Source organism: Halorussus pelagicus (assembly GCF_004087835.1).
In the GTDB taxonomy this organism is placed as follows: Archaea; Halobacteriota; Halobacteria; order Halobacteriales; family Haladaptataceae; genus Halorussus; species Halorussus pelagicus.
In genome coordinates, this window is sequence record NZ_CP035119.1 from 2,574,804 (window position 1) to 2,599,564 (window position 24,761).

A 24,761-nucleotide genomic window follows, 5' to 3' on the forward strand; every position below is an offset into this window, starting at 1 on the left:
CGGAGCGCTCCGTGCGCATCTGTCGCTCGACGCCGAGAACGACGACTCGACGGGGTCAAAGAGACGTAACTCGGCGTTGTGCTTTTGGTCCCCGGTTACGGGCGAAAAATGCGGATGGACTCGGCGGGGTGTCGGCTTCTCGCGGGATGCGCGGGTTCTCGTTCGATGCCGGGTCTCGCTTCTCGTGGTGGGGGAGTTGCTCGAAATCATGCGTCTTGGAGGAACTCGCGTCGAAGTTCCATTTTCTCGCGCTCGGTTCGCTGGTCGTAGTGCTGGTCGAGGACATCACTGCTGACGTTACACCGGTCGGTGACGATTTCCTCGGGGGTGCCGTCGCGGAGGTGCTTCGTGATCGCGCCGCGCCGGATGCCGTGGGGCGACCGCGACGAAGGACACTCGCTGGCCCGGTCGCGGTTCATGTACGGACAGTCGTCAGGGTCCTCGTTGTGCGGACAGTCGGCGACCATGCACGGCCGCGTCCACTGGTAGACCGTCCGACGAATCGGTGTCTCGGTGAGACGGCCCTGCTCGCTGGTGATAAGCGGCTCGCGGCCGTAGTCGTCGGTCACGTCGTGGCGGTTGTGGTCGATGTAGTCCTGTAGGACCTCCGCGTAGTGGTCGCCGACCGCGATGGTCCGGTTCGCCGCCTTCGCGTTCTTCAGCGGCGTCTCGTTCTCGGGCCGATGCCGGAGTTCGAGGCACGGGGCGTCCGGGTCGAAGTCGCCCACGTCGAACGCGCGCAGGCTACCCAACCGGATACCAGTGTGCCACAGTAGCGCGAGGATGACGTGGTCGCGGCTCGCGTACTCGAACTGCTCGACGTATTCGAGGATAGCTTCCGCACGGTCCTCCGACAGCTTCTCGTCTTTTGCCTCCTCCTCTGGGTCGATTTCGGGGAGCAGAACACGCTCGCGCATTCCCGACTCGACGGCATCGATGCTCGCCGCAAATTCGAGGAAGACCCGGAGCGTAGCGAGGTTACTCCGGAGGGTTGTCTTCGAGACGCCGTCGTCACGGTACCCGTCGCCCTCGCCGTTCCGTCTCCAGACGCGGTACCGGTGGAGGTCTCGCCCGGTGAGTTCGTTCAGGTTCTCGATGTGCTCCTCTTCGCAGAACGCGATGAACGCGTTCAGCCGATAGCGCTGGTTCTCCAGCGACTTCTCCGACAGTTCCGGCTCTCGATGGCTGAGGTACAGGTTCACCGCCTCCGCGGGCGGGAGCGGTTCGAGGTCGCTACTCACTGAGCATCGCCTCCTGCCCGGTCCACTCCGCAAGTGCGTCTCGCTTGTCGTCGGAAAGTCCCGCACGGAGCGCTCCCGCACCCTTCTCGCCCTTCTCCGTCAGCGAGATGCTCTCCTCTCGGAAGGGAGTGCCATCGACGTAGCCCAGCTGGTCGAACCTGTCGATAGCGTCCTTACACTCCCACTCGGCGTTCGTGCCGTCAACGACCGTGCCGAACACCTCGATAGCGAGGTCCGAGGTTCGCGCGAAAATGTCGTCGCCGTCGAGGTCGTCGTCGGCCGCGCTCAGAGCGAGCAGAATCAAATCGTCTGCTCGGTCAACCGGCGCGGATTCTCGTTGGTAGAGCGGTTTCGCTGTCGATTCGTTGTTGCCGTTGTCCTGCGTGTTGGTTGCCATATTTGTCTCACTCCTCGATGGAAGCGGCCGCTCGTAGCTTGTACTGCTCATTTTCTCCTGCCTCGATGCTGTTCTCCTCTCGGAACTCCTCGCAACTCGGACAGTAGCGAGCGCACGGCCCAGAATGGAAGATGTACGTCTTCGTCTGTCGTCCGCACCCGTCGCACCGAGTCATGCGTCCTCCCAGCAGCGTCGAGCGGACCGATGTTTCGTCAGTCCGAGAAACGTCCGTCGAACTGCTCCGCAGTCGCAGACGAACCGACCCACGAAGCGGTCGAGGGTCGTCTGACGACCGGTCACGGCGACCCCTCCTCGGAGACGATGTCGGAGTTGAGGTTGTCCTCACACCTGTCGCACGTCGTGATGAGTCCGTCCGGGTTCTCCACCTCAACGAGGCGCACGTCCTCGCTGGTTATCCCACATCCGTCACACGTCAGACTCATCGCGTCTCGACCTCCTCGACCGCGGACAGCGCCTGCTTGATGAGCGCGGTGTCGAGTTCGCCGTCGTCGAGCGAGTCGATGACCTCGGAGACGGCGACGGTCTCGTGAAGCGCGCAGAACCGGTCGGTCGGACCGCAGCCGGTCTCGCAGCGCAGGCCGCTGTGGATAGCTCGGCATCGCGCGGGGAACTGCTCGGAGACGGCCGCGATGAGCGTCCGCGGGTCGCAGTCGATGGTCACCGGGTCGGTCTCGGCGGCGTGCGTCGCGCACAGTCCCTCGTCCGGTCCGCGGCCGCAGGAGTTCCGACAGCGCCGACGCTCGGACCGTGAGATAGCTCGACAGCGCCCGCTCGGGTACGCCCGAGTCGAGACCGCGACCTCGCGTTCGATGCTCATCGCTGTCCTCCAACGTCCTCGATGGCGTCGAGGACCTCGCGGAGTTGGTCGGCGTTCATCCCGTTGACCTTCTCGACGATTTCCCGCGAGAGCGTGTCTCGTGGCTCGGCCGCACGAGGTCGAGGGGTGTTGTGGGTCTCGGTCCAGAGTTCGTACATCGCGGCCTCGCCGAGCAGGAGCCGGACGCGCTCGCCGGTCGCAGTGCTCAGTGCGAGCATCCACTCGTCGCCGTCGTTCCACGGCCCGTAGACGATGCTTGAACCATCGTTCTCGACAGTGAACTCGTAGGTCGCAAGGTCCGTTCCGCCGTCGGTCGCAACTTCATCCGCCCGGCAGAACGTTTCGTGAAGTTCGTCGGTCTTCCCGCAGTTCGGACACGTCACGCGGACACAGCCACAGGGAAGACTCGTTGTCGCAGGGTCCGGACTCGTCTCGTCGCAGAAGCCACAGTGGTACGGTTCACTCTTCCTCTTCGGAGGTTCGCGCCCGCCGTCGGTCATGACCTCCTGCTCGCCATCTTCCTCCGTCTCGGGGGTGGCGTCGTCCTGTTGGCCGACTCGCTCGGGAGTGGTGTCACCCGACCGCCATTGGTCCGCGCAGTTCTCGGTGCAGAACCAGCCGGTGATGTTGGTGGCTTCGACTTTCCAGTCGGGTCCGTCCTTGAACGCCATCTGGCACCAGTCGCACCACGGGTCCCACGGGGTCGCCCCGCCGTCGGTCGCCATCTCCGGCTCACCGATGGCCGCGTCCTGCTCGGTCGGTCGCTCGATGGTCGAGGCCGCGACCAGCCGCGCGTGTTCGGCCTCGTTGAGGACCGGGATGACGCCCGTCAGGTCGTCGTAGTGCTCGGGGTAGTCCTCACAGATGTCGGCGAACAGGCGGTCGGTGAGGTCGTGAGCCGCGTTGTCGCTCAGGTCCTCGGGGTCGAGGCCTTCGACGCGAATGAAGAACGACATTACGCGTCACCTCCGTCCGCCGCGATGGTCTCGGCCTTCCAGTCGGGCGTCACGTCTTCGACGCGCTGAACTTGCTCGCTACCGGACGGCGTCTCCAGCACGGGACCTGAACAGACCTGTGCGAACTGGTTGTCCATCCCCTTCAGGAAGACGACCGCGTCGTCCTCGGGGACCATGAAGTTCTCGGGGGCCAGAACGAACGTCTCCTCTGAGACGACCGCGAATCGCTCGTCGTTGATTTCGAGCATCTGGCCGTCAACCGCGTTCTTCAGGGTCATGCTGACCCCTCGCTAATCAGTCGCTGGAGAACGTCATCGAACGTTTCTCCGGGTTCTTTCGCACGATTCAGCCGTTTCCATGTGTCCGCTGAGACGGACACGGTTGTCATTTCTGCCATAGTATTACAGGAGCATTGTTCTATTGACTTGGTTCTGTTGTTCTATAGGGCCTTAGATACTGACTTTATCCAAAAACCTATACCCCACAGAAACCATTGATTCGACAATGAGCGACGACATTACATCTATACAGGTAACAACCGACACGTGGCAGGAACTGAACGTCCGAAAAGCACCGGGCGACACTTTTGACGACGTTATCCAACGACTGCTTGAGCAAGGCGACGAGTAGTCTCGCCTAACTGCCGCCGTCGTCGCCGAGACACCGTCCACGCCCGCGCCGCAGTGCGGGCAGTTCATGCTGACCCTCCCTTGTCAACCACGACCAGTTGCGCGCGAGCGACGAGGTCGCCCGAGCGCTTGTCGAGCAATCGGTGGTAGTGACCGTCGCCGCGCTGGCGCGCGCAGGTCTGGCACCAGACGTGGTCGTTGGTCGCTTCCCAGTTGCGGTGGCCGCGCGGGCACGCCCACCGCCACCGCGAGGTGTCGTTGTTGAGCCTGACTATCGGTTCTCCCGACATGTGTTTCGGAGTAACACACGGGTTTGTTAAGAATCTAATTCTTGCACGCGGTGAAAGTGAAAGTAGTCCGGTTTCACCGCGGAAGTTATTTGATTTTGTTAGTCTCGCGGTCGATTCACGTCGTTTCCGTCGTGCGGAACTATCAAGTCCCGTCGTCGTGTTTGCGTACATGGCTTCCGTACCTGTCTTACGGAGGCTCACGCGGACCCGCTGCCCCTAACAGCGGGGTCCGCTTCGTTTTCGAGCGATGGACCCATCGGCGAGCGACGGGTCCGCGATTGTCTCCGTGATTTCTCCCTTTAGAGTAATGCGTAATAAATCTTGATACCGATTAGTATCATGAACACACCAACAGGTATTAACAGCGGACGGGTGACATGCAATTATGAGAATTGAGCATCGAGAGCGGGGTAATGCGCCCGCTGGTGACGTGGATGACTAAGTCAGACCCTGCTATCCTCGAATTTTTTGAGGAGCAGGACATTTCTATGCCGCCAGCGGTTGTATCCTTCAACATCGAAGGAGTATCGCATCCGACTGTAAAACGTCGAATGCCTGAATTGGCCGACCATGGCTTGCTGGAGAAGGTAGAAGGAAAACGAGGGTACTATCGGATTACGGACCGAGGTCGTGCCTATCTCGCTGGCGACCTCGACGCCGAGGACTTAGAGAGCGACGAGGAGTAAACTGTCAGCTTCGGTTCTTCAGAATACTTGCGAAGGGCACCGTCGTACTTTCCGGGTCGCGGTATCGGATGACCAGATACGGGAGCATACAGAGCACTCCAAGTGCAAATGAACCGGGATAAAGACTCACCGCACTTTGTACTGCCACAATTGTGGCGAAGACAAATAGAAGAGCCATGAGCGGACGGAATATCTTACTGTCACCGTCTCCGTAGGGTTGCCGCTTGATGTCCCGAGCAGCCACGTCGGAGAAAACATCGGCCTCGAATGCTTGTAGCTCGTGGTCGAACTCGCCGGTAGTCAATTTGCCATCCTGATAGTCTTCTGCCGCAGATGAGAGTTGCTTTGCTTGCGTGGCCTCGGCCCGTCCGTCGAGTTCGATACTTGAACTACAGACTGGACAAACGAGGTCGTAGGAGCCGAAACCAAGAGGGATGAGTGGTATGAAGTACAAAGAGAACCAGCGACGGTACTTGAGCAAGTGAAAGTAGCTCTCGTTACTGCAATGCGGGCACTCCATCGGATACGTAGGCCCGTACTCTTTCGTCCGATGCGACCACCCGAATATGATGAAGAGCATACTCTATCCCAATATTCTGACAACATAAAACTAACGTCGTTTAGCGGTTCATCGCTTGTCACTCGGTTTCTGCTTCAACGTGGGGTCATTTCGGAGAGCGTGTCCGGTTCTGCGCACAAAGCTGGCAGATAATGGCTTAGTTGAAAAAGTCGATGACCATCCTATCGGAGTAAAAGTAGACGGTCCAAGATACGCATGGTCGGGCGATTAACTTGCTCGACAGATTGGACATTGAATCGAGCGCCTCACCTATCACCGAACCCGAATAATTAACTTTCGTCGGTATTAGCCACAGGATAATGGCCGGATGCGCGATTTGTGGCGAGACAGACGACCTCACCCGACGGTGCAACTACTGCGGGACGGAGGTCTGTTCGTCGCACACGCTCCCGGAGAAGCACAACTGTCCCTCGACTCGGGCCGCGAACGACGCCGGGAAACACTTCGAGAGCGCCTTCGATGCGACGCTCGGCGACTCGTCGGACTCCGCGAGTGAATCGCCCAAGGCGATGGACAAGAGCAAGATTCGAACCTACGGAACGGAAGAGGCCGTCGAGGACCTCGATTCGAGTCCACCAGTCCAGACGAAGTCGAACGACGACAAGAACATCGACAAGGAATTGAACAAGATCAAGCGCCGCCAGCGCTGGAACGCCATCGTCGGGACAGTGACCGACCCGCTAAACCGCGCTCGTCGCTGGACGGCCTCGAAGCTCCCCGGACGCGGAAACTCTACTCGAAGTACGGGACGTGGTTCATCGTCGGTTCTTTCCTCGCTACTCTCGGCTCGGTTTCTCCTCGTCGTCCTGATCTCCGTGGCGACCGTCGGTCAACTGGGCGTCGTCGGTATTCCCGGCTTCCCCGTCGATACCTCTCCAGCGGAGTCGTTCTTGGAGGACACAGAAGGCGCGGTCGCAAACGCTACTGACGAAGAAACGCGTCGGTCTGATTCCGAAGCGTCGGACTCGTCGAGTGACGGTTCGGGCCTGTTTGACAACGACCTCAACCGAACCCAAATCGAGTATCTGGTTCACGAGGAGATAAACGAACGGCGACAAGATCGGGGTCTGCAACCGCTCAAGTTTAATCCGCACCTTAGGAATATTGCTCGAAATCACAGCCGCGACATGGGCGAGCAGGGCTACTTTTCGCACACATCACCGGACGGCGATTCGATGGAAGACCGCTACGAGGAGTACGGCTACATGTGTGAGGTGCCAATGAGTGGAAACAGATATGCGACCGGTGCTGAGAATATTGCGTACACTTACGCGAACGAAAATGTTCTCCGAGATAATGGAGAGAGCGTCTACTACTCGAACGAAAAAGAACTGGCTCGCGGCCTCGTGAACCAGTGGATGAACTCGACAGGCCACCGGAAGAACATCCTCCGGGACTACTGGCAAAAAGAGGGTATTGGCGTCTACATCATCGAAGTTGATGGTAAGACGCGGGTCTATGCAACCCAGAACTTCTGTTAACCGCAATCAAGATACTTCTCGCGCCGGTCCACAATCCGCCGCGCGGTGTCCTTCGAGACTCCGTCGATGTCCTCGGCGATGGCTCGAAACGAGACTCCGTCCGCCCGCAAGTCGATGACTTCCAGTGCGGTCTCGAAGGCGTCGTCATCGTGGTCTGGAACGAATCGCTCTTTCTCTGGACCGTACTGGAGACCGAACGGCGGCCGCCCGTTCGGGAGACCGTTCTGGGCGCGATACTCGGCCTCGGCGCGTCCGCGCTCGGCCTCCTTGCGTTTCTCGGCGTCGTCGGCGTCGGCCTGCGCCGACTCGCGGGTGAGCGCGTAGGGGTCGTCCAGATCGACGCGCTCCCCGACCTCGACGACGTGGACATCAACGCCCATCGAGTCGAGATCGAGGAGCAGGCGAAGTCGCTCCTTGCTGTCGCGGGAAAGCCGCGACCGGTCCCGGACGACGACGTGGTCTACGTCACCGTCTTCGAGACGGTCGAGCATGGCTTGGTACTCCTCGCGGTCGGCGGAGTACCCGCTGGCGTGTTGGCCGTCGTCGAAGATTTGTTCGAGGTCGAAGCCGCGTTCGTCGGCGTACTCGCGGATGGACTCGCGCTGTTCCGGGAGCGACTTCCCGTCTTGGGAGAGACGAGCGTAGCCGACGGCGCGCTCCTCGTTAGTCATGGCTATCGGCCTCCAACGCATCCCGAGACCGGGAGGGTGTGAGATCGGGGCGGAAATCTGGGTCTGAGTGAATTCGTGCATGACACGAGTCGCACACGAGAATTGTTTCTTCCGGGGTGTAACTGGTGTGATGGTGGTGAATCGGATGGGTTTCCGTGAACACGCCCGTTTCGATGTGGAACGTCTCTTCTTGCACGGGAGAAGTGAATTTAAGGATATCCGACACTGTAACCTCCGCTAGGTCGTCGCACTCCGTACAAGCAGTTTTGAGAAGATGCTTCTGTGAAAACGGCAGCTTACCGCCGATATTCACCGTCAATCGATGGATGAGGGCTTGTCCCCCGCAACCACAGTCTCCGGTGTACTCCTGTACGGTGCATTCCGCTTTTCCTTCAAGAGTAGCGTACTCGTCACCTTCGCAAACTGTGCAAGACCGGCCTTCGTCAAGATTCTCCCACGCTTGGGGTACGATATCTTGTTCGTACGTCTCGACGGCTTCTTGTGCGGTCTGTTTGGCAACGTCACTAATCATCGCTACTCTCCTCGACGAATCGCACTTCGACGGCTCCAGTATCTTCATTAATCGACCACTTCACGCGAGCGTTGTCGCCGGTCGGAGCGCTTTTGATAGCGAGTATTTCGGACGGGATTGTAGTTGCCCAACTGGATTGTGATCGCTGCCACGGTTTGGTGGTGTATTCGAACTCGTCGGTCATGGTCTATTTCATGCTATACTTGATGTTATATGTTTAAAAAGGTGCGCGGTGGTTCTGTGGTGTCTCAGAACCGGGGGGTTCTGAGACGGATTCTACCCTAACGAGGTATTAGGATTTTAAGTGGGCCTCCTTACACCAAGACGGACCACAATGAGTACATCAAAAACGACGCCGCAGGAAACCGACGCCGATACTGACGAATGGACGACTGTCGGCGTTCGGCCGTTGTTCTACGCGAACGGCTCGTACCGCGTGACCGTCACGAAGGCCAAAGACGAGGTGGCGCTCGTCGAGGGCGAAAAGTACGTGATCAAGACCCGCGAAGACGGGGCGATTCTCCTCGACCCGCAGTAACCCGGCCGAGAGCTAACAGGGGAGAGACAGAAATGATAGAAGGCAAGAAAAACAATCTCCGGGAGGCCGAGGCCGATGCTGAGTGACGCGGCTTCGACGGGGTGTCTCAGTTCCGGTTGTTCGCTGGAAGTAGCTTCGCTGTGGCTGGTCGGTCTTCTACTTCTCACGACGCTCTTCCTACTCGTCCAGCACCAACGCCCGTAGCCGCGTCACATCTTCCGCGGTTCCGTGGCGGTGGATGCCGTACACTTCTTCGAGCACACCGGTTAGAACGACGAGCGTGACCGCGAGTACCATCGGCGACCGGAGAACGAGAACGTGGACCGACGCGGTACTCGCGCCGATCGTCACCGCGAGCGGCACCGACAGCCAGTAGGGTTCGAGCAACTCCGCGGGCTCCTCGGCGTTGAGGTCTTCGAGGGCGACCCAGACCGCGGCGTACGCACGCACGTAGATGACCATCTGGAGAGGGATGGCCAGCAGTTCGTAGCCGGAGAGAAAAAGGAGCGTCATCGCGGCGAGCAGGGTACTATACCTGTCGGGGAGTACGTCACACCATCCGGCGGCGCTACGCGCCACCACCGTGGTCATCCTCCAGTTTCTCGTAGCTCTCGACGAGTGCGTCGGCCAGCCGTTCCAACTCGGTGTGAACGTAGCCATCCTCACCGAACATCCGTGCGAGGTTGCGTTCGGAGACACCGCCGAAGCCGACACCGATGACCGTGAACCCCTCGTCTCGGAGTTCATCGACGGTTTCGGCGGCCTCTCGGCAGGCGTCCGTCTTGTCGAGGTCGGTCCGAGACAGCACGGTCGGGTGGCCGTCGTGGACGACGAGCAGGAGCTTCTCGTCGGCGGCCACTCGGTCGAGGAGGCTCGCGCAGTGCAATAGCCCTGCCGAGATCGGGTCTGACGACCGGGGGCGCACCGCGAGGAGGTGTTCCCAGTCGAATTTCTCCCGCGGCCGCGTGAGGACGACGCTGTCCGCGGAGCGACTACCGCCCTGCCACGCGTTTGCGACGACCTCGCCGCCGAACTTCTGGACCGCGTCGAGGAACGCACCGACGGCCGATTTCGACTCGACCTCGTACTGACCCATCGACCCGGACTGGTCGAGCGAGACGCCGACCGCGACGTTGCCGCCGGTCACCTCGGTCCACTCCTCGTAGGGGTCAGTGGTCGTGTCGCCACAGACGTACCGAGTCGCCTGTCGAAGGTCCAGCGTTCCCGGCTCGTCAACTGGGCGACGGCGCTCGTCGCTGAAGATGTCCAGAAACGCCGAGTAGACCTTGCAGTCGATGGCAGTTTCGCGGATACGCTCGTGGATGTCCGGCAATGGAGCCGCTCCGTCGTACTCGGCGATACGCTCGTTGCGCTCGCTCTCGTCAGCGACCACGTCAACCGTCACGTTCTGAAGGACCTCGTCCTCCTGCTCGATGTTGGAGTCGAGGCCCATGATCTGGTCGAGGTCCTCCTCCGACCACTCCTCGGGGTCGTCGTCCGAGTCGGCGTCCGTAGCCGTCGCCGTATCTGGGTCCACGTCACTGAGATGGGATTCAACCAGTAACGCGGTGTTGGCGGGGAACTCCATCAGCTTAGCCTCCTCGCCGGTAGTCCCCCTCTCTCTCTCTCGGTCTGTCCCGTGACGGAACAGGAACCGGACTAACTCCCCGGCGTTAGCGTGGAGCATCAAGCGACCCCCTGTGTCTGGTCTACCGTCGTGTCGGCGTCACCCGAGAGGTGATGTTCGACGAGGCGCTCGACCGCGCGCGCCGGACTGCCGTCGGCGTAGAGCGAGTCGTTCTCCGGGTCCGGTTCGAGGACATCGCCCCAGTCGTATCGGGGGTTGATCAGCGCCGTCTGCGCAGCCCGTAGGAGTGGGTCAGGTCGCGTCCCGTCGTAGGCCGCATAGGTGCGAGCCCAGCGGAAGAGCGTCGATGTTGGAACGCCACGTTGAATCGTTCCGCCCCTGTCAGCGGCCTTTCGCCGGAGGTCGTTGGCGATGGTGACCATCGTCTCCGCGACCTCGTTGGCGACCGGCGTCTCGTCGGCGAGCAGGTCAACCTCTCGCGCTCGGTCAACGAGGCCGAGATACGGGACCGGAAACGTGTTTCCGTGGCGGCGCTCCTCGGCGGGGTCCACGTCGAACGTCTTGTATTGCGCTCCTTCGTTCATCGTCGAGAACGAGATCAGGTTCTCGGTGTTCCCCCGAATCTCCTCGTTGGCTCTCGGTTTAACCGTCACTGACGTTCGGGAGTCGAGAACCGACTGGAGTGGCGACTTGTTCCGGAACGGACTGCGGTTGATCTCGTCCCAGAGGACGACGACCGGCCGGTCCTGCGAACACAGCAGCGCCCGGACGACGGGGCCGTCAACCCAGACCGATTCGCCTCCGAGTAGGTGCGGTGAGCCGACGAGGCTTGCTTCCTTCATCTGTGCCGTAATCTGAACCTCGATAACCGGCCAGCCGCGTTCGGCGGCGAGACGGCGAACGAGTGTCGTCTTTCCGGTGCCGGGCGGACCGACCAAACGGAAGTGCGGAATCGGCCCGTTAGTCTCGCGCTGGTCGAGGGCGGCCTCGATGTCCTCGAACTCACCGAGGACGCTGATGTAGTTCGGAACCTCGTCGATGGTCGGGACCAAGCTGTCCCAGTCGTACTCCCGATCTCCGAGGACCGGCAGGGTATCGAGGTCGTGGTCAGCGTCGTCGGCCGGGATGCTGTAGACGAATCCCCGGCCGGTGTCCTTCTCGTGGCGGGCCAACCGCGTGTCGTCGTCTTCGGCCATCTTCTTGAGTTCCCGTGAGACGTGAGAACGGTCGCTAATACCGTCGATCTCACGGGTTATTTCGGGAGCAGTGAGAGCGCCTGCGCGGATGGCCGCGTGCGCGTCGGCGACTTTCATTCGGTACCTCCTCGTTGCGGAATCTGTCGGTTGTTGCGCACTCCGTGCGCACGCCCCACTAAGTTCCGCAACGTATGGGTGTGAATAGAAGTTCGCCGACGGCTATCGCTACCAACTGAGGGTCGGCTGGCCCTTTGCGCGTTTAGTATAATATAACTAATCGAGTGGTAATTGGTCGGTAGGTCTGTTGGTCGTCGCCGTCCTGCGGTTTTCTCCAGCATAGCTATTATTTCCCAGTAATTTCGGCCAAGAAGTCGTTCGTGGCGAATTGGTCAACGTCCTTCTTAACGTTCGAGACGTGCGATTGGCTCATCAGACAGGCGACTTCACCGATTTTTGTCTGTGGTAGCGCTACGCCGGGATGCTTGAGCAGGTTCGCAATGATTTCGTCGCGGGTCTCCTCGCGGGCGGTCTTCCGCTCCGCCTCGACGCGCTCCTGGTGGTCCTCGCGGCTGATGTACTTCGACTCGCCGTCCGCCCCACTCCCAATCTCGTCCCATTTCTCGGACGTAAGGGACTGATACACTGGATTGTCACCGTCGAGGGCGTCCCACGTCATCGTCTGGGTCGGTGTCGGGTACGTCCTGCCCTCGAACGGGTTCTTGTTCAACTCGTAGACGCGGGCGAGGCCGCGGCGCTGGACCAGAATCCAGTAGTCCGCGAGGTCGAGGATGTTCTTGTCGATGTGCGACGAGGCGGGCATGTTGAAGATGACGTACTTCTCGGCGACACGCGCCATCGAGACCATCTTCGAGAGTACCTTGTTCGTCGTCGTCATCGCGTCCCGCGAGTTCATTCCGGCCTCGGCCTCGTCGAGGATGAGCGCGCTTTGGTGTGGTTCGGCCGAGTAGGCGTTGATCATCTCCTCGGGAGTGAGCGTCGCTTTCGAGGGCGTCAGGCCCTTGTCCGACTGGTCCATCGCCCGCGCCAGCTTGATGGAAAGCGTCGTCTTGCCGGAGCCGCGCTCGTTGTCCCAGTCGGAGACGATGACCGTGAAGTCGCGGTTCTGGGAGGCTCGCTTCTCGTACTCCTCCCAGAACGGCGAGTCGGTGAACGACTCGCCGCCGATCTCGTCGCCGACCGGGTCGTCGAGGAGTTCCGGCGGGAGCGAGGGACTCTCGGGCTGAGGCGGTTCGGGGAGTTCGAGGAGGTCGAGGTCAGCGTTGGTGGTGGTGCTCATCCGGCCACCTCCTCGGTGTCACCGGACTCGTCGGCGCTGGCGTCCGGGTCTTCGACGGCGTCCTCGACGCTGGTTTCAGGCACATCGTCACCGGGTTGTGCGCCGAAGTCGAGTTCGACCAGTGCGAGATTCAGCCGGTCGTAAGCCGAGAACAGAATATCGGCCGGGAGGCAGATCGTCTCGTCAACCATCTCGGTTTCGTCGGCCTCGCCCATTTTCCGGCGGGTCCGCTCGGACGTGCTCTTCGCCGTTCGCCACTTGTCGAGTGAGTTGAGGTAGAGGTTCCCCTGTTGGGTCTCGTGAATCGCTTTTCGCTTGAATAACTCGGGCTTCTTCGCCAGATACGGTCGAAGCCGGTTGTAGTACCGGATGACCGCCTTGTGAAGTTCGACGTGTGCTTCTTCGAGTTTCGCGTTGTTGTCTTTGTAGAACACGTCGATGTAGAGGTCCATCGCGGCGTCGGCCTGTTTCCGCGCTTTATGAATGGTGTTGAGTGATTTCCGGGCGCGCTCCGGAGTGTCGTCGTCGTAGTTCGACATACGAAAACGACAGAGTGGAAATCACTGTCAGATTACCGTAACGCGGTACAATGCTGGAGACTGGTACTCGCTACTGCAGAATGTATCATTACGGTAATTATTAGGCGAGAGACGGGTTTTTCGGACACGTACATGTCCGCAGGCATGGCAACCTCGGGGGCGACCGCGTCCTCGGGACCGACGGCAACGCTCGACGGCTTCCGTCAGGCGACGGCGGAAGCCATCGCACAAGGTAAAGAGAAAACGGCTAACGGCGCAGAAGTCGCTGGCGAGACGCTCCGTAGCGCGGTCGAAGTAGACTTCGCGTCCGAGGGACTGACCGAGGACTGGGAACTCTCGAAGACCAAGGCGCAGCAGGACCTCGAAGAAAGCGACTCGAAGATGGCGCGGTTCTTCGGCCCCGAGAGTACCATGATTGGCGTCCTGACGGTCGCCGTCGTGCTCTACCTCATGCCGGTCATCCTCTCGAAGGTCGGCAACGCGGGCGGGAACATCAGCGGCCCGCTGGGTAACATCAACAGCGGTGAGCAGGCCGCGGGTGTCATCGAGTTCGGGTGGCTTGTGCCCCTCCTGATGATCGTGTTCATGGTCTTCGCGTACCTGAACCGGGCCTAATAGTATCGTTTGTAACCATCCCGCGCGGTATCGCTCCCAATCCAATCCCGTCCCTTCGACCTCGTACCACCGCTCATGCAGCGATTCATCATCGTGGCGGCGGCGGTCGTCCTGCTGTTCGGCGCACCCCTCGTTTTGGGGTCCGCTCTTCAGGGGACCGCCACCGACTACCACGCGACCGAGACGCTCACCGTCGCGGATAGCGCCGGAAACACCGCGACGTGGCAGACGCTCGGCAACAACTCGCTGTACGGCAACGAGACGGTTTCTCAGAATGGGACGACGCTGAACGAGTCCGAGGACTACCGGCTCAACGCGAGCGCCGGGACGATCGACTTCGTGACCTGTTCAGAACAAGGTGTCTCCGCCGGACCGGGATGTCCGGTGGAGGGGAACGAGGCAACCGTCGATTACTGGTACGAATCGGCCGACCAACGTATACGGCCGCTGGCGGTCGGAATTGGACTGCTCTTCGGAGCAGGGAGCGATATCGGGCTTCTCATCGCCGTGGTCGCCGCGCTCCTCGCGGCGACCAAGGTGACGTAACCAGACATGCTCGTTCAAGTGTACCTCTTCGTGTTGGCTGCGGCTGCAATAGCCAGCTACCTCGCGGTAGCTCGCCGTGGCGAACTTCAAGATGCTGACCTCCTGATGGCCGTGTTCGGAGCGCTCGCGTTCGCGCTGTGTGGCGTCGCGTCGCTCAACCTCGAAGTCGTGTCCAACGGCTCGATACTGGCGACTGAGGCGTACTACCTCGCGGTACTGTGGTTCCTGTGCGCGTTCGCAGATGTGCTCATCGTGTACGGCCTGCTGATTTCGAAACTCGACGTTGACCGTCGAGATGTGCTCGGAGGTGTGTTTCAGTGAGTAAGACCAAGCAGAACGGCCAGACCGGGACCGCCGGAACGGCGACGGCTTCGTCGGGGAACAGCGCAGGAAACGACGACTACAGCGACCTGAACAAGACCCAGAACGGTGCGCTCGACGGCGACCGTCAGTACCTCGCCGAGGTGGTCAAATCCGACGTGGGTAGCCAATACATCGAGTTCATGGAGGCCGAACTCTCGCGCGCCCACCAACTGGCGAACCGCTCGGAGGCGGAGTTCTGGGAGTTCAAGAACATGGTCCACAAGCGGACCTTCGAGTATCTTGCCCAGCATCCGCCCTCCGGGTCGCGGATGACCGGACCCGCCCGGAAGTTGGTGTACGGCGACGGCCTCGGCGATAAGACACCGCTCACCCCCGACCAAGTGCGCGAAATCGAGTCCATCGAGAGTCTCATCCTCGCAAAGGCGTCGGGTGGCAAGGACATGGCTCAACAGGATATCATCAAGACGATGCGGCAAGAGCAGACCCGCTACACGGAGCGTGAAGGAGAGGGCCTGCTCGGGCGCTTATTCGGGTGATCACTCATGGATTTCCAAGACATCGACTACGAAGCGTACATTCAGAAGGCACGGAACACGATCGCAAGCGCCCTGTTCATCCCGGCGATGATGATCGCCGGGACCTCGGCGCTCAAGATCGACGACACCGGCCGTATCAAGCTCCGGCCAGCGACCGAGAAGACCGAACCCCAGCGCGGGTTGAAGAGCGACGGGAAGTTCCGGAAGGCTGGCGGTCAGGGAAGTCTGTTCAAGTTCTACGGCTCGACGGTCGGAATCATCGTCGAGGACATCGAGGCGCTGGTCAACCCCGCGACGCTCGAAATCCTCGAAGGAAAAGAGCGCGTCGAGACCGACGGCGGCGACGCCTACGACGAGGAGAAACGCGTCGGCGCGCCCGAGAAGGGCAAGGACGAGGACGACTACGAGGAAGACCTCGTCGAGGAGGTGCCGGTGAGGTCGGACTTCATGGTGAACTTCGGGCATTTGGAGAACTACACGCCGTTCAGCATGCTCGACGGCAACGGGTTCCGGAAGACGACCGATTACGTTCGCACGAGCGTGGCGAAGTACGGCCAGACGAGTCCGATGACCCAGACGGCGTTCTCCATCGTCCTGCTGCTCATCGGGTACTGGATGGGGAGCAATCAGGGTGGCGGGGGCGGCGGCGGGGCTGGCGGCGGCAGTATCCCGATGCCGTACATCAGCGTCCCGACCGACTACCTCGTGACTGGCTTCGACCTCGCGGCGATGGGAGGGTTGTTCTGATGAACGTCCGAGAATCACTCGGCGAAGCGTCCGAGAACTTCGATGGAAGTTCGATTACGAGGGGGTTCATCGTGTTGATCGCCTGCGTCACCCTCGGAACGCAGATGGCGGTCCTGTTCGCGTTTCAGGATCGGCTCACTGCCGACCAGTTTGACGCTATCTGGTCGGTCTCGAAGGTCGGTTTCTACGCGCTGGTGGGAGTTCCGGCTCTGAACTACCTCAGTGAGTTTTTCGCGGCGTTCGAGATTTGGTCCCCGGAAGGCGAGTCGGAAGAGCAGGAGACCGACGCAGATGAGGTCCAGTTCGGCGAGATGTCGGAGGACAGCGGCGGCAAGGTGATCGACGGCGAGGAGCAAGCTCGGGAGGGGTCGGCGTGACGATCTACGTCGAGCACGACCCGACGCGCGACGACCGGAAAGGCGATTGGGTCGTGAAGAACGGCGCGGGCCGCGGTGGTAGCATCCTCTCACGTCACCACCGGAAGGGGAAGGCGAGATCGGTCGCGCAGAAAGAAGCACGGAAGCGAAATACGGATGTCCACGTCCAGAACTCGTCGTCCGGTCAGTGGAAGCAAGGGCGGGGCTGGGGGAGGTAAGATGCCGAGACCGCCCGTTCGCCGAGGAGGTGGGAGCCGTGACGATGACTCGTCCAGCGACGAGACCGAGTCTGACGACTCGGAGACTGTCGGGAACGACGGTCCTGGAGGGACCGCACCGACACAGGGCGAGTTGACCGGTGGTCTGGGGTCGGATTCCGGGTCCGAATCGGACTCCGGAAGTAGTGACTCCTCGGACTCCAACTCGGGAAGTAGCGGCGCTTCTGGGTCCGGCTCGGCAGGCGATGGGTTCGACAAGGACATGGCCAACGAGGCTCGCTATGGCGATGACAGCCCTAACGATACGACTCCAGAGGACGACACGGATACGTCGTCGAGGTCCGGAGAGAAATACTCCGAGGAGGTGATGCCTGCCGAACGACCGACTGTCGTCACCGATGACGGTGCCCCTGACCTTTCGAGGGACACCGTTCAGGAGACAGTATCGGAGGTCCAGCGCAACGTTGCGAGCGAGTACGGGAGTGAAGTTAGCCCGTCTGATGTTCGTGTGCGCGTGACTGGTGAGAACGTGGTGGAAGTCCTCGGACTGTCCCGTGGCGCACAGCGTGACGTGCTCGAGGACCGTCTGAAGGAGCAAACTGGCGCGGAAGATGTCGAGTTCTCAAAAGAGGATGGCGACCTCACTGCGAGACCCATCTTCGGCGATCAGCCCGAGAGAATTGATGGTCCGAGAGGAGGACCGGACCTAACGAACGACCAGTCGGATGTCGGTGAGGAGTTCTCCCTCGGCCCGCCTCGAAACGCCGACGAGAAACGCCGCGTCGGTTCCGGCGGGCAACTTGGTGAAGAGTTGATGGAAAAGCAGGTTGAGGACGACTCAGACGTGAACGTCGATGTCGGCCGGGACGAGCAGGGTGGTTTTGTTCTTGACCGGACGGAGACCACGACCAACATCCGCGAACGGATCGCCGAAGAGACCGAGAACATCGACGAGTCGGACATAAAGCGCGTCTTCCGGAAGGGGCCGGATAGTGTTGAGGATCTCGCGGCCGACAAGGAGGCTGAGACCGGTTACGGAGTCGAGCTAACGCGCGAAGCACGCAAGACCCTCCTCAGGCAGAAAGCCCGCGAACAGAACCCGAACGCGGAGAACATCGAGGTCGTCGAGAACGAGAAGGGCGACCTCGTCGCGCAGATCGAAGGGCAACAGGCCGAAGAACAGTTCGGTGATTATCAGGCCGAAATTCCGTTCACCGGCGGTGAAACCGTCGAGGACTACCTCGAAGGAGGGTCGCAGGCCATCAGTAGCGCGATTCAGGATACGTCGAGCGCGCTCTTCGATGAGGGAGGGATCGCCTCGGAGTCGATTATCGCCGAAGAGTTGGAGGACACCGCAAACGATTTGCGAGCGAGAGGGTACGACGATGCGGCTTCGTCGCTGGAAGGAACCAGTGTCGCGTTAGAGGAGAGTCTCCGGTCGTTCGGGAAGGGCACCTTCGAGGGGGCCGCAAACATTGCAAACGTCCCGAGGGCGGCACTCGGGCTGAAGGAAGGCGCTGAGTACCTTGTTTACGCCGGGTCCGAGACGCTCGCTGGAGACGGAGACGAAGTCGCTGAACAGACTGATGACGCACTCGTGTCGGCTGGCGCGGCCGCTGTCGATGCTGCGCAGTCGAACCCGGCGGAGTTTTCCGGGCAACTTGTCGGGTCGTTAGGCGGGAGTGCTGCCGCCATCTCCGGTGCCTCGAAGCTGTCCTCGACGGCGGGTCGGGCGGCGGCCTACGGGATTCAACCCGGCGAGGAACTGGTCGGAAGTGTTGCGACGCGACTCGCCTCGAAGACAGCGACTGGTTCGCGGGTCGTCTCCCAAATGCCTGGTAACAAACTCGGTCCTGAAGAGTTGAGTGTCGTCGCAGGCAAAAAGGCAGGACAGAAACTCCGTGAGACGGTCGATGATCCGCGAGTGAGGCAGTTCCTGCGCGATGAGCGCAGGCAGGCCCAGCCGCTTGGGCCGGGAACTGGTGCAGGGGACCAGTTGACACTGACGAGAGACCGTGAAGAATCGAACAGCGAGACGACGGAGTCGGACGAGGAGCTTTCAGACCTCGATAAGGAACTGGAAGAACTTCGAGAGAAGGTCTCGGAACAGGACGTTCGGGAGACAGACGAGTGGACCCCCGAGTCGGCCGAGGTCAGTGAGGCCGAGCCGGGGGCGACCCCGACGGAGGATCTCCGCGAACTAACTCCTGACGACCAGTCTGTCGAAGAAGTGGCCGAGAGTACCCCGACGACGGACGTTCGGGAGACTTCAGAGACAGATCTTGAGTCAGAAATCGGTGTTAAACCGGGGTCACAGTCGAAGAGCCTTGACCAGACCATCCGAGAGATAGACGAGCTAAATCAGGGCCTGAGACAGCAGTTCGAACTTCAAGACGCCCAGAAAACGACGGCTGAGACAGAAAAGACGACGGAGGTGGGCGTCGAAGCGCGGACGGTTGAGGAAGAGGAGGCGGCGACGACGCTTCGTGACCTGCAGGAGGAGGTTCAACGCGACCTCGATTCGACGTTCGAGGATACTGCGTCTCGGCTCCGTGAAGCGCAGGCGACTGATCAAGGCGTCACAGTCGAGAGTTCAGTGGACCTCTCCACCGAGATGGACCAAACCCTCGACCTCGATTTCGAGCAGGACCTCGATCAGGACCTGCAGCTCGACCAAGAGTTCAATCAGGACTTCGAGCGGGACCTCGACCTGCGGAAGAAGTTCGACAGACGGAAGAAGGAACTTCCGGGTGGCGACCAGCCCCGGTCCGACTTCTGGCAGGAGTTCGAGGAGATAGGCGGTCTCTTCAGCAAGGAGTACCGGAACCCGGTGGCGTCACTTGACGAGATGGACGCCGAGTTCGACGCGGCCTTCGAGGAGGGATTCGAGTGACCCGTCGGAGTTTCGTCGAGGACGACCGCGCGATCGGGTACCATATCGTCATCGCGCTGTTCGTTCTCGGTGCGTTTGCGCTCACGTTCGCGTTCATCGGGCCGATTTTTGACAAGAGTCAGGAGATGGCGGTCAACCGGTCGGCGGACACTCGGTACGAAGGATACGCGAGCAACGGTATCGGCTACATGGCGCAGGCCCGCCATTCGATGCCGTTCCTCGTGATGATCCTCGTGACGGTGTTCCTGTTCGGAAAGGCGGTGCTGTTGTCGAGTCGGAGGTACTGACCATGCTTCGTGGCATTCAGTTCCTGTTCAAGGTCCTGCTGCTCGGGATCGTCTTTCTCACGTTCGCGCCGAGTCTACTGGGTCGGTTAGGAAATAAAGCGGCAGGGTCCAGACTGATCGAGTCCGGAGCGTGGTCGATGGGCCCGCTCGATAATTTCGCGTGGTTGGTTCTGGAGATTCTGCCGATTGCGGTGTTTATCGGGTGCTTCGCGTGGGTGCTGCTGGCGGTCGTCGCCAAGTTGGGGCTCGCAGGGAGGCAGTGATTATGACACGACTGAAACTCCAAACTGGTTCGGCGAGCATCGCACCGGAAAACCGCGGTCAGATGGAGGACACAGATGGCGCGTAAGAGTATCGTCGTGTTCGCGCTCGTGGCAGTGTATCTGGCAACATCAGTGGGTCCTGTCACGGCGGCGCATGGAGAATTAGCCGTCGGAAGTGAGCACTCGACGGGCGCAGAGTTATCGGGTGCGACGACACTCGAAAATGTGACGGTTGACGGTTCTGGTGAGGCAGCTAGCGTGTCACTGGCTACCGGACTCACGGACGGTTTTGAAGACGACGATCTGGGAGCCTTCCCCAGTGACTGGGCGGGAGATAGCGCAGAAGTCGTCTCGTCGCCCGTTCACGACGGCACCCGATCGGTAAACGTCACTGGGGGCGACCTTGACCAGTCGGTCCAGACCTCCACGGCGAACGCGAGCGCGTGGCTGTACTCGCATACGGACGCTGGGACGCTCATCTACTTGAACGAGGATGGTAACTCGATTGTAAACGTTGGAATCCGGAATGGCGACCTCGTTTACTATGACGGGTCGTGGACTACGATTGCAACGACCCCTGGGAACAACGAATGGGTGTGGGTGAATGTCCGTGACATTGACCCGAGTTCCGACACCGCGACGGTTGAGTGGATGATACAAAGCGGGGCGTCTGGTAGCAGCACGGTCAATTTCCGCAACGACATGACGAACGGCTACGATACGTTCCAAATCCAGCAACAAGAGACGGACGTGGGAACTGTCGATGCGGTGGACGCGGGAACTCACGCCGAGACAGGATTGTACGTGAGCGATAACCACACCGCGACCAACGCGAAAAAGGCCTGGACGAATCTCTCGATCTCGAACGCGACCGCGACTGTCGAGTGGCAGGCGTGGACTGGTACGCAGTGGCAGGTGGTTGATTCATCAACATTCTCGAATTCAGGCAATAAGACCGTCAATATCTCCGGAGCCGACTTTGACTCCCCAAAGTGGCGGGTGGACGTGACCCTCGAAAAGACGGGGAGCAACCCGACGGCCGAACTGCACGACGAGGGGATGCTCGTCGAGACAGACCCACCCACCGCTGATACCGTGAACGCGACGCCAGCGAACGGAAACGGAACGAGCGGACGGTCCATCACGGTCGAGGTCCCGGTCAACGACACCGACTTCGGTAAAACCCAAGGCGACTCCGTGGACGCGTCACTCATCCTCGACGGCGTCGAGGAAGCGACAACGACGTTAGCCAGCAACGGGACCGCCAGTGTGTCGGTCTCGAACGTCTCGGGCGGGACCCATTCCTATCACTGGATTCTCACGGACTCCTACGGGCATACCGTCTCGACGGACTCGTTAGAGTTCAAATCGCCGCTCATCCTTCATATTCACGACGGCGACAACCGGTCGGCGCTCGTAACGTCGGAGATCGACATGGAGATCATCGAAACGAACGGTGACTTCCGAGAGACGCGCTCGGTCTCGGACGGGACGGCCGTCGTCGGCGCGGTTCCAGATACTCAGCTTAAAATTCGTCTCACCGCCGACGAGTATCAAAGCCGCCGGATGCTGATCAACCACCCCTATTCACGGACGAACCGGCATACAGTCCTGCTAAACAAAAGCGATTCCCAGACGTTCCAACAGTGTTTCGAGGTCAACTCACAGAGCGCGGGATTCGAGCCTGCGGATACGTGGCTGGTCCTCGAAAGCTACATCGACGGCGAGTGGCGCGACGCCGCAGGAACGTACTTCGGCTCGACCAACTACGCGTGCGTCGGTGTCACCGATGGGGAGGAGTACCGACTTATCGTCAACGAGGGGTCGAAATCGAAAGACCTCGGTGGGTACACTGCTGATAGCGGATTCGCAAACCAAATTCTGCAACTGAACGTCCGGAGTGTCGATGTCGGGGTCTCAGCGGGAACGCCGTACGCGATGAGCGTCCGCGGGTCGCACAACGAGACGACCGGCGAGGGAACGATCAGCATCACGTTCGCGTCCCACGACCAGTCAGTGTCCGATTTAGAGCTTCTCGTCTACCAGAAGGGCAACGAGAGTAACGTCGTCTTCGAGAAGACGGTGTACGGGACCGTCGAGACCTATGCGGCGTCGGTCCCCATCGACGCGAACGAGACCGACGAGACGTTCATCGTCGAATGGAGCGCGACAGAAGGAACGAACAAGACGATTAGCGGTCAGCAGAAGGTGAACGTCTACCGCGGGAGCGTCGAAACGGGTCTCGGTCCGATGTGGCAAAAGGTCGGATACGGGAGTCTCATCCTCCTCATCGGTGGACTGTTCGGGCCGATATCTGCGCCGATTGGCTCGGTCGTGACGGCGTCGGTCGCCGGTGCGCTGTGGTACAGCGGAGTCCTCGACCTCCGAATCGGCGTGATTCTCTACGCCGGGAGCGTCGGACTCGCCTTCTATCTCAGCAGTCGCATGGGGGGTCGATAATATGGGAATGCGAGGAAAGGAGATGGTGATTTTAATCGTCTGCATCGTCGCGGCGACGGCGTTTGCCTCGGCGACGCTTGCTCCGACGTTCGGAGTTTACCCGACGACGGGAGTCAAAGAGGACGTGGATGACGCGAACAGGGCGTACGAGAACTCGTCCGGGGAGGTCTCCGATTCAGGGTCGCTCAACCCTGCTGACGCGCTCGGAATCGTCGGTCGGACACTCGGGATTCTCGGGAACTTGGATGGCGTTCTCGTGAATCTGGGGGTTCCGAAGCGCGCGGCGGTGTTCTTCGCGTACCCCGTCTACGCGATAATCGGTTGGACAATCCTTCAAATCGTGCTCCGAACGAGGTTGTAACCCATGTTCGAGCTACTTCCTCTCCAAGAGTCAGGCGGACTGTTGGAGTTCTGGGCGGAAGGGAACTTCATCGAGGGCATCATCCGGACCTTCATGAACCCGATGGGTCCGGCGTTCGTGGTCTGGGTGCTGGTTGCGTTCGGCGGGTCGTTTGCCGTCTACTCGCGGTCGCCTGCTCCGCTGGTCGTCGTGTCGGTCATCGTCGGCGGGATGGCTGCACCGGTTCTGCCCGGTCTCGGCAGCAACGTCTTGATGCTTATCGCCATCGGTGCCGGTGCGTCGGCGCTGTGGACGCTCTATCAGGGAGTGGGACAATGACTTCGACCGACGAGATGGAGGCGCTCATCAAGCCAGCCTACTGGTCGGGGGTCGCTGGATTCGTCGCGTTCGGCGCGATGTCGTGGACCTCGTTCCACGGGTTTCCGGTTGCGAGCCAGTTCTGTAGCGCGCTGTTTCTTGGGTGCTATCTCGGAGCAGTCCTCTACCTGATGGTGGTGAGTGAACTCTCCTCGTCGTCTGCGAGAGGTGAGACAGTGTGACCGCGGTGTACGCAGTCTTCCGACCGGCATATCTGCTTCACGAGGTGATGCACTACCTCGCGGCACTCCTGTTTGCCGAGGACGTGGAGTTCGGGGTGACCGCACAGGGCCGTCCGTGGCTCGACGTTGAGTTCGCCGAGGAGGCGGCAGTGTGGCCGCAGGTCGTCGTCGGAGTTGCACCGGTAGTCACGGGCGGGATGTTCCTCGCGGCGTACATGTGGATTGTTCTGTCGCCGCTCTCGGGGAGCGGGTGGTTCTGGCTTGCGCCGGTCCATCTCTACGTGTTGGCGTCTGCGGTGGTCTGGGCGACGCCGTCGGACCGAGACTTAGACCCTCTCCGCGAGTTACTCTAAGTTGATGCGGTAGGTCTCGCCTACCGTAGAGGAGATAGGGGTAGGATTTTCCTAACCGCGTATACGGCTCTACTACCCGTTCTATCCGTTCTACCTTCTGGTTTCGGCAGATTGGCCAATCCACGGCGGGCCGGGCCGTTCTGGCCCGGCCCGCAATTGTCCTGCCCCTTAGGGGCAAAGGCTCTTGAGGGGTCCGCATATATCGGTCGAGTATGGTCTCACCGAATGATACTTGGGAAGAAACGGAGCATGGGTACGAGAATGGAGATACGTCGGTCATTGTAAGCGAGGTTGAGGGCCGAATCATCAATGATGGTCAGCGAAAGAGCTTCACGGGATACGAAGTCCAAATTTGGGAGGGGCCAGCGGGCTACGCGAGTCCGACGGAAATTGCCACTTACGAAGAGCCACGGCCTGCATGGGAGTTGGCGAACCTGCTAACTCGTCTGTACGGAACGTATCCCGCTAACTTGCTGATGGGGTTGGAGGGGCCGGAGGGAGATTCGTTGCCGCGTGGTCTGGCTGATCGAGACCCTGCGCAACTTCTTCGTGACGTTCTGGGCTACGAGGCGTCCTATGTTGATGAGGCGCTCGGGGACGACTGATCGGGTGTGAGTCCCACCGTGGTTTCCGCTGTTCCGCTGAATTTGCGGAGGCAGGGGGTACTTTTTTTGGTGGGTGCCCTTAGGCACACCTTCTAAGGGGGGCTTCCCGTTGGATGGGAAGCTCGCCGGGAAGGGCCGCACCTCCGTACTCACTGGTCGCATATCTCAGACTGGCTAA

The 24,761-nt window shown here is 60.5% G+C and carries 38 protein-coding genes; 20 read left to right on the top strand and 18 right to left on the bottom strand.

Going from position 1 to position 24,761, the window contains the following annotated elements:
- Window positions 1-206: 206 nt before the first annotated feature.
- The 8 genes from EP007_RS13025 to EP007_RS18360 form a co-directional block, all read right to left on the bottom strand.
- The gene (locus EP007_RS13025) at window positions 207-1,241 is read right to left on the bottom strand and encodes a tyrosine-type recombinase/integrase (RefSeq protein ID WP_128478065.1); all 1,035 of its coding nucleotides are present in this window, start codon (window positions 1,239-1,241) and stop codon (window positions 207-209) included.
- Window positions 1,234-1,638 (bottom strand): hypothetical protein, encoded by a 405-nt coding sequence (locus tag EP007_RS13030; RefSeq protein WP_128478066.1) that lies wholly within the window; start codon window positions 1,636-1,638, stop codon window positions 1,234-1,236. Before EP007_RS13030 ends, EP007_RS13025 begins: the two co-directional genes overlap by 8 nt.
- A gap of 7 nt (window positions 1,639-1,645) precedes the next feature.
- Window positions 1,646-1,813, bottom strand: coding sequence for a hypothetical protein (locus EP007_RS17545; RefSeq protein WP_166035578.1), 168 nt, complete (start codon window positions 1,811-1,813; stop codon window positions 1,646-1,648).
- Between the two features lie 121 nt (window positions 1,814-1,934).
- The gene (locus tag EP007_RS17550; RefSeq protein WP_166035582.1) at window positions 1,935-2,081 is read right to left on the bottom strand and encodes a hypothetical protein; all 147 of its coding nucleotides are present in this window, start codon (window positions 2,079-2,081) and stop codon (window positions 1,935-1,937) included.
- Window positions 2,078-2,476, bottom strand: coding sequence for a hypothetical protein (locus EP007_RS13035; RefSeq protein ID WP_128478067.1), 399 nt, complete (start codon window positions 2,474-2,476; stop codon window positions 2,078-2,080). Before EP007_RS13035 ends, EP007_RS17550 begins: the two co-directional genes overlap by 4 nt.
- Complete coding sequence (locus EP007_RS13040; RefSeq protein ID WP_128478068.1) at window positions 2,473-3,432, bottom strand: hypothetical protein; 960 nt, start codon at window positions 3,430-3,432, stop codon at window positions 2,473-2,475. Before EP007_RS13040 ends, EP007_RS13035 begins: the two co-directional genes overlap by 4 nt.
- Entirely contained in the window at window positions 3,432-3,710 is a 279-nt protein-coding gene (locus tag EP007_RS13045) for a hypothetical protein (protein WP_128478069.1), read from the bottom strand. Before EP007_RS13045 ends, EP007_RS13040 begins: the two co-directional genes overlap by 1 nt.
- Window positions 3,707-3,829 (bottom strand): DUF7557 family protein, encoded by a 123-nt coding sequence (locus EP007_RS18360; RefSeq protein WP_449405013.1) that lies wholly within the window; start codon window positions 3,827-3,829, stop codon window positions 3,707-3,709. Before EP007_RS18360 ends, EP007_RS13045 begins: the two co-directional genes overlap by 4 nt.
- Before the next feature lie 107 nt (window positions 3,830-3,936).
- On the opposite strand from EP007_RS18360, the gene EP007_RS17955 reads away from it, so the two are divergent.
- A complete protein-coding gene (locus EP007_RS17955; RefSeq protein WP_243700387.1) occupies window positions 3,937-4,062 on the top strand; it encodes an antitoxin VapB family protein in 126 nt (41 codons plus the stop codon).
- Window positions 4,063-4,126: 64 nt separating this feature from the next.
- Here EP007_RS17955 and EP007_RS13050 read toward each other — a convergent pair whose 3' ends face one another.
- Window positions 4,127-4,351, bottom strand: a complete 225-nt coding sequence (locus EP007_RS13050; RefSeq protein WP_128478070.1) for a hypothetical protein — start codon at window positions 4,349-4,351, stop codon at window positions 4,127-4,129.
- A 413-nt stretch (window positions 4,352-4,764) separates the two neighbouring features.
- Here EP007_RS13050 and EP007_RS18285 point away from each other — a divergent pair, with 413 nt between their 5' ends.
- Window positions 4,765-5,037: an ArsR family transcriptional regulator gene (locus tag EP007_RS18285; RefSeq protein ID WP_128478599.1), complete on the top strand. Its 273-nt coding sequence runs from the start codon at window positions 4,765-4,767 to the stop codon at window positions 5,035-5,037.
- A gap of 4 nt (window positions 5,038-5,041) precedes the next feature.
- On the opposite strand, the gene EP007_RS13060 is transcribed toward EP007_RS18285, so the two are convergent.
- Entirely contained in the window at window positions 5,042-5,617 is a 576-nt protein-coding gene (locus EP007_RS13060; RefSeq protein WP_128478071.1) for a zinc ribbon domain-containing protein, read from the bottom strand.
- A 299-nt stretch (window positions 5,618-5,916) separates the two neighbouring features.
- Between EP007_RS13060 and EP007_RS13065 the strand changes: the two genes are divergently transcribed.
- The gene (locus EP007_RS13065; RefSeq protein ID WP_128478600.1) at window positions 5,917-7,098 is read left to right on the top strand and encodes a CAP domain-containing protein; all 1,182 of its coding nucleotides are present in this window, start codon (window positions 5,917-5,919) and stop codon (window positions 7,096-7,098) included.
- On the opposite strand, the gene EP007_RS13070 is transcribed toward EP007_RS13065, so the two are convergent.
- The 3 genes from EP007_RS13070 to EP007_RS13080 are packed head-to-tail and all read right to left on the bottom strand — an operon-like array spanning window position 7,095 to window position 8,485.
- On the bottom strand, window positions 7,095-7,769 hold the full coding sequence (locus tag EP007_RS13070; protein ID WP_128478072.1) for a recombinase family protein: 675 nt from the start codon (window positions 7,767-7,769) through the stop codon (window positions 7,095-7,097). The two genes, EP007_RS13065 and EP007_RS13070, sit on opposite strands and share 4 nt — an antisense overlap.
- On the bottom strand, window positions 7,762-8,301 hold the full coding sequence (locus EP007_RS13075; RefSeq protein WP_128478073.1) for a hypothetical protein: 540 nt from the start codon (window positions 8,299-8,301) through the stop codon (window positions 7,762-7,764). The genes EP007_RS13070 and EP007_RS13075 overlap by 8 nt, the downstream gene beginning before the upstream one ends.
- Window positions 8,294-8,485 carry a hypothetical protein gene (locus EP007_RS13080; RefSeq protein WP_128478074.1) on the bottom strand — a complete coding sequence of 64 codons (192 nt, stop codon included), beginning with the start codon at window positions 8,483-8,485 and terminating at the stop codon, window positions 8,294-8,296. The genes EP007_RS13075 and EP007_RS13080 overlap by 8 nt, the downstream gene beginning before the upstream one ends.
- A 150-nt stretch (window positions 8,486-8,635) precedes the next feature.
- On the opposite strand from EP007_RS13080, the gene EP007_RS13085 reads away from it, so the two are divergent.
- Window positions 8,636-8,839 carry a hypothetical protein gene (locus tag EP007_RS13085; RefSeq protein ID WP_128478075.1) on the top strand — a complete coding sequence of 68 codons (204 nt, stop codon included), beginning with the start codon at window positions 8,636-8,638 and terminating at the stop codon, window positions 8,837-8,839.
- A 177-nt stretch (window positions 8,840-9,016) separates the two neighbouring features.
- Here EP007_RS13085 and EP007_RS13090 read toward each other — a convergent pair whose 3' ends face one another.
- The 5 genes from EP007_RS13090 to EP007_RS13110 all read right to left on the bottom strand — a co-directional run bounded on the left by EP007_RS13090 (window position 9,017) and on the right by EP007_RS13110 (window position 13,459).
- Window positions 9,017-9,421, bottom strand: coding sequence for a hypothetical protein (locus tag EP007_RS13090; RefSeq protein ID WP_128478076.1), 405 nt, complete (start codon window positions 9,419-9,421; stop codon window positions 9,017-9,019).
- The gene (locus tag EP007_RS13095) at window positions 9,408-10,526 is read right to left on the bottom strand and encodes a vWA domain-containing protein (RefSeq protein ID WP_128478077.1); all 1,119 of its coding nucleotides are present in this window, start codon (window positions 10,524-10,526) and stop codon (window positions 9,408-9,410) included. Before EP007_RS13095 ends, EP007_RS13090 begins: the two co-directional genes overlap by 14 nt.
- Complete coding sequence (locus EP007_RS13100) at window positions 10,526-11,740, bottom strand: AAA family ATPase (RefSeq protein WP_128478078.1); 1,215 nt, start codon at window positions 11,738-11,740, stop codon at window positions 10,526-10,528. The genes EP007_RS13095 and EP007_RS13100 overlap by 1 nt, the downstream gene beginning before the upstream one ends.
- A 226-nt stretch (window positions 11,741-11,966) precedes the next feature.
- On the bottom strand, window positions 11,967-12,920 hold the full coding sequence (locus tag EP007_RS13105; protein ID WP_128478079.1) for a hypothetical protein: 954 nt from the start codon (window positions 12,918-12,920) through the stop codon (window positions 11,967-11,969).
- Window positions 12,917-13,459, bottom strand: coding sequence for a hypothetical protein (locus tag EP007_RS13110; RefSeq protein WP_128478080.1), 543 nt, complete (start codon window positions 13,457-13,459; stop codon window positions 12,917-12,919). The genes EP007_RS13105 and EP007_RS13110 overlap by 4 nt, the downstream gene beginning before the upstream one ends.
- 144 nt (window positions 13,460-13,603) lie before the next feature.
- Here EP007_RS13110 and EP007_RS13115 point away from each other — a divergent pair, with 144 nt between their 5' ends.
- From EP007_RS13115 to EP007_RS13190, 16 genes are all read left to right on the top strand, one after another.
- The gene (locus tag EP007_RS13115) at window positions 13,604-14,074 is read left to right on the top strand and encodes a hypothetical protein (RefSeq protein ID WP_128478081.1); all 471 of its coding nucleotides are present in this window, start codon (window positions 13,604-13,606) and stop codon (window positions 14,072-14,074) included.
- A gap of 75 nt (window positions 14,075-14,149) precedes the next feature.
- The gene (locus tag EP007_RS13120) at window positions 14,150-14,620 is read left to right on the top strand and encodes a hypothetical protein (RefSeq protein ID WP_128478082.1); all 471 of its coding nucleotides are present in this window, start codon (window positions 14,150-14,152) and stop codon (window positions 14,618-14,620) included.
- 6 nt (window positions 14,621-14,626) lie between these two features.
- A complete protein-coding gene (locus EP007_RS13125) occupies window positions 14,627-14,941 on the top strand; it encodes a hypothetical protein (RefSeq protein ID WP_128478083.1) in 315 nt (104 codons plus the stop codon).
- On the top strand, window positions 14,938-15,480 hold the full coding sequence (locus EP007_RS13130) for a hypothetical protein (RefSeq protein WP_128478084.1): 543 nt from the start codon (window positions 14,938-14,940) through the stop codon (window positions 15,478-15,480). Before EP007_RS13125 ends, EP007_RS13130 begins: the two co-directional genes overlap by 4 nt.
- Window positions 15,481-15,486: 6 nt before the next feature.
- Window positions 15,487-16,227, top strand: a complete 741-nt coding sequence (locus tag EP007_RS13135; protein ID WP_128478085.1) for a hypothetical protein — start codon at window positions 15,487-15,489, stop codon at window positions 16,225-16,227.
- Window positions 16,227-16,604, top strand: a complete 378-nt coding sequence (locus EP007_RS13140; RefSeq protein ID WP_128478086.1) for a hypothetical protein — start codon at window positions 16,227-16,229, stop codon at window positions 16,602-16,604. The genes EP007_RS13135 and EP007_RS13140 overlap by 1 nt, the downstream gene beginning before the upstream one ends.
- On the top strand, window positions 16,601-16,822 hold the full coding sequence (locus tag EP007_RS13145) for a hypothetical protein (RefSeq protein WP_128478087.1): 222 nt from the start codon (window positions 16,601-16,603) through the stop codon (window positions 16,820-16,822). Before EP007_RS13140 ends, EP007_RS13145 begins: the two co-directional genes overlap by 4 nt.
- 1 nt (window position 16,823) lies before the next feature.
- Window positions 16,824-19,715, top strand: coding sequence for a hypothetical protein (locus EP007_RS13150; RefSeq protein WP_128478088.1), 2,892 nt, complete (start codon window positions 16,824-16,826; stop codon window positions 19,713-19,715).
- Window positions 19,712-20,002, top strand: a complete 291-nt coding sequence (locus tag EP007_RS13155) for a hypothetical protein (RefSeq protein ID WP_128478089.1) — start codon at window positions 19,712-19,714, stop codon at window positions 20,000-20,002. The genes EP007_RS13150 and EP007_RS13155 overlap by 4 nt, the downstream gene beginning before the upstream one ends.
- A 2-nt stretch (window positions 20,003-20,004) precedes the next feature.
- Window positions 20,005-20,265, top strand: a complete 261-nt coding sequence (locus tag EP007_RS13160; protein WP_128478090.1) for a hypothetical protein — start codon at window positions 20,005-20,007, stop codon at window positions 20,263-20,265.
- 258 nt (window positions 20,266-20,523) lie between these two features.
- Entirely contained in the window at window positions 20,524-22,725 is a 2,202-nt protein-coding gene (locus tag EP007_RS13165; protein WP_128478091.1) for a hypothetical protein, read from the top strand.
- 1 nt (window position 22,726) lies between these two features.
- Window positions 22,727-23,086: a hypothetical protein gene (locus EP007_RS13170; RefSeq protein WP_128478092.1), complete on the top strand. Its 360-nt coding sequence runs from the start codon at window positions 22,727-22,729 to the stop codon at window positions 23,084-23,086.
- A gap of 3 nt (window positions 23,087-23,089) precedes the next feature.
- The gene (locus tag EP007_RS13175) at window positions 23,090-23,404 is read left to right on the top strand and encodes a hypothetical protein (RefSeq protein WP_128478093.1); all 315 of its coding nucleotides are present in this window, start codon (window positions 23,090-23,092) and stop codon (window positions 23,402-23,404) included.
- Window positions 23,401-23,625, top strand: a complete 225-nt coding sequence (locus tag EP007_RS13180; RefSeq protein WP_128478094.1) for a hypothetical protein — start codon at window positions 23,401-23,403, stop codon at window positions 23,623-23,625. The genes EP007_RS13175 and EP007_RS13180 overlap by 4 nt, the downstream gene beginning before the upstream one ends.
- Window positions 23,622-23,978, top strand: a complete 357-nt coding sequence (locus EP007_RS13185) for a hypothetical protein (RefSeq protein WP_128478095.1) — start codon at window positions 23,622-23,624, stop codon at window positions 23,976-23,978. Before EP007_RS13180 ends, EP007_RS13185 begins: the two co-directional genes overlap by 4 nt.
- A 212-nt stretch (window positions 23,979-24,190) precedes the next feature.
- Window positions 24,191-24,583 carry a hypothetical protein gene (locus EP007_RS13190; RefSeq protein WP_128478096.1) on the top strand — a complete coding sequence of 131 codons (393 nt, stop codon included), beginning with the start codon at window positions 24,191-24,193 and terminating at the stop codon, window positions 24,581-24,583.
- The last annotated feature ends 178 nt before the right edge of the window (window positions 24,584-24,761 follow it).